The sequence below is a fragment of the uncultured Eudoraea sp. genome (assembly GCF_947260015.1).
In the GTDB taxonomy this organism is placed as follows: domain Bacteria; phylum Bacteroidota; class Bacteroidia; order Flavobacteriales; family Flavobacteriaceae; genus Eudoraea.
This window is the reverse complement of sequence record NZ_CAMYOM010000075.1, coordinates 1-3,510: the sequence shown is the minus strand read 5'-3', so window position 1 is coordinate 3,510 and position 3,510 is coordinate 1. Positions and strand designations below refer to the sequence as shown.

Annotated in this window: 2 protein-coding genes; one reads left to right on the top strand and one right to left on the bottom strand. The window is 36.3% G+C overall.

The window, feature by feature from the left end; translation table 11 throughout:
* Positions 1-249: 249 nt before the first annotated feature.
* Entirely contained in the window at positions 250-2,997 is a 2,748-nt protein-coding gene (locus Q0X66_RS15590; RefSeq protein WP_297707999.1) for a LuxR C-terminal-related transcriptional regulator, read from the bottom strand.
* A gap of 254 nt (positions 2,998-3,251) precedes the next feature.
* Between Q0X66_RS15590 and Q0X66_RS15585 the strand changes: the two genes are divergently transcribed.
* Positions 3,252-3,510: hypothetical protein (locus Q0X66_RS15585; RefSeq protein WP_297707997.1), on the top strand; the 259-nt coding region annotated here is incomplete at its 3' end.

Here is a 3,510-nt window from a genome sequence, read left to right as displayed (position 1 = left end):
TTGAGCCTCAACGGCTGGATTAAAAGAAATTAAAGTAATTATCAGAACATAGAACGAACGTGCCGGTAGTCCGGTATAATTTACTACAAAAGCCAAGGTTTGCTTGAAGCGAAAGTCACATAAAGGCATAGTTGTCAATTTTGTAAGTAAAAATAACTCTAAAAGGGTAGTAAAGTCAATACTACTTTAGTTTTAAAAAAGTGTAATATTCCTTAATTATGGGGGCCTTACTAAGAAAAAAAGGAGAATTTAAGATTCTTTACTAATTTCCAGTTTTTTGAATATATCAACCAGGGAAGTTCTGTTATTGATTTCAAATTTCTGATAAATATTATAGAGGTGTTTCTTTACTGTATTCTCTGAAATATACAGATCGGCAGCAATTTCTTTGTTTCTAAATCCCTTTGAGACCAATTTAATAATTTCATGCTCCCGATGAGAAACAGGATTTGAAGCTAAAGGCAGGTCTCCTTCCTTTTTACCTGCGTTAGTTTCCAAAACAATGCCATCTGGTTCTACCTCTTCATTAATCGCTAAGTACGCTTTTTTAATGGCCTGGACATGGTTTAATTCATCTGCCAAAGGTTCTATTAGTTGTAACTCAGAAAGTAAGGAGATAATAATTGGACCGGCTTCAACATATGGTCTTATCCAGTCATTTAGGGCGGTAGTTTTAATGACTTTTCTTAGGGTAGCCAGGGCTTTTTCTTTCCTCCCTGATTTTTCATAACCAAGAGCCAGCAATATTCTAATATCTATAGACTGGCACTTATAATTCAATTTTTTTGTGCCTGTATGCAATTCTTCGAGTTGCTCGACCGTCTTTTTTATTTCGTCTTTGCTCCCGAGCGCTAAACTTACCCTGCATGCCGTAACTACCGGATTGGTAAAGAAATAAATCATGCTTGAGATTTGTACCGGCATTTCAAATGTCCTCAACCAATTTAAGGCCTCCGAATTTTTTCCGGATAACAAATTTAAGCGGGCCTCAAATGCATTTAGCAAATGTAAATGTTCCGGATTATTAGTCCTGCTGGCATAGTCGAACAAAATTTTTAAGGTCTCCAGTGATTTCTCAAATTCACGTTGAAAATGGTAGGTAATGGCAAGTCCGGCTATACAATCCGCAGCCACCCTGTCAAATGCTAAATATTGAAGTTTAACTACCCGTTTAAAAAACTCTTCTGATTTATTCAATTCTAATTTATGCAAGGCAACAACCCCCAAAATTGAAGAGCTCCAGGTTTCGACATATAAGAGGTCATTTTTCTTTGTGTATTCATTAAGTACAAGGGCTTCCCTGTAGGCATAGGAAAGTCTTCCGTCCAGTAAATGAATTAAACTCAATCCAAACATAAGCCTTTCCCATAAAATGCCTTGTTTCGGGTAATATTGTGAGAGCCGGTTATTTATATTGCTCAGGGCTTTTGTTCCCTGCCCTGTCATATGCCTTGACACTTCAATCTGCAATTCAGCCTCAGCCCTAATCATACCCATTGGTTCCCTGGGCAAAAATTCAATTGCTTTAGTATAATATTTTATTACTTCTGTTTGGTCTTCCTGAATATAGGAAGTCATAAACCCTTTATGGTAGCACCATTCGCCATAGTGTTCATCCTCTCTTGGAGGATCTCCAAGCAATGTCTCACATTTATCCAAATATGATTTCATTCCCTCTAAATCAAATCTGCCACTGATTATCATAATCTTGGTTAAAATCAATGGTAATCGTTGTTCAACAATTTCTGGCGGAATGCAGGCTAATAAACTTTCCAGGCTTTGCCAATCGTCCAGATTGTATAAATAGTTCTTTTGTCGTTCCAGGATATCGGCAGCAAGTTCATAATCCTTTATAGTAGCAGCATATTTCACTGCTTCCAAAATAAATAGGTTCTTTTCAAACCATTGGCAGACCAGGATATGAAACCTGTCAATATTATTTATACATTTCCTTTTTTTAAACTCTCCTTGCAACAACTCCTGAAAAAAATGATGGTAACGAAACCACTTGTGCTCCGCATCCAGTGGTATAACAAATAAGTTAGTTTTTAAAAGCCTGTCTATAAATTCTTGGCCATTCTTTATGGCATGGTCATTGTTTAATAAGTCTGGTAACACTTCATCCAAAAGCTCTGCGCAAAACCTATCAAACAGGGAGCTGATAATGAGCAAATTCTGAATTTCTTCGGATTCTTTATTTAATATCTCGGCCAGAATAAACTCAGAAACTTCAAAAGTATCTCCCCGGAAGTTGGCTAGTAAATTGTTTGCTTCCTCTACATTATTAACAGATAATATGGCGAGGCGTAACCCAACAATCCAACCTTCAGTACGTTCGAATAGTAATTCTGCTGTTTTATCTGAGAGAGCTTGGCCAAAGGATTTCTGGAACAATAAATGAATATCATTCTTTGAAAATGCCAATTGTTTCATCCTAATTTCACTAATCCTGTTATAAGCTCTAAAAGTGCTAAGTTTAAGAGGTGGATCGCGACGAGAAATAATGACCAAATGCATATTTTGAGGAGGATATTTCAGAATCGCATTTATAAATTCATGGATCTGATCATCTTTGACAAACTGGTAGTCATCAAGAACCAGTACAAATTCATTTTCTAAGTCGTCAATTTCATTAAGCAGTGTGGTGGTTAGGATATTTAATGAAGGTAATACCGCAGCCTTTGTCATCGAGCAAAATTCTTGTTTCTTTGGAGGAAATATAGTGATTAATGCCGCACATAAATACTCAAGAAAAATAGGCAGATTATTGATCTCCCCGTCTAATGAAATCCATGCATTGACCAGTTTTTGGTCCTCTATCCATTCGCTGATGATCAAACTTTTACCATATCCGGCAGGCGCAACCACAAGGGTAAGAGGTTTAAAGCGATTTTTCTCCAGTTCTTCAATAAGGCTGGTACGCAGCAATATATCATCAGATACAGGAGGCCGATGTAACTTGGTACGTATTATATTGTCTTTAATGGCTTTTGACACAATTTAACTACTTCATTTAAGGCTAAAGATAATTATTATTAATTATCTAGGCATGAGTACAATCATTTATACTTACTATACTTTATGCCACTCCTTAATATTGAAACTAACTGTGTTTTTAGTAACAGTTTAGTAATATAGCGTACAGCATTTATCATTGATTTTTTACGTTTTAGGATGGTAAATAAGAACTAAATAAATTGTATTTTCGTTAAACTTTATAGCACGGTCATATGAATTTTAGAGGCTCGCATATGAAAATTACCTTCTCATTTTTATGGGTATATAAAATCGCTTTTGTATTCCTTTTCAGCGGACTTTTGTTGGGGGCTGTTCCTGCTGTTTATGGTCAGGATACTGCTAAACCGGCCAGTCCACAAGTACCGGTTAAAAAGGATACTCCTGCAGTGCCTGAAATATCAGATATTATACCTCTGGCCGCGAAAATTGAAGCAAAATTGGCTCTTACAGAAAAATCGCAAAAGGATACCGTAAACCAAAAAGCTCTGAAAA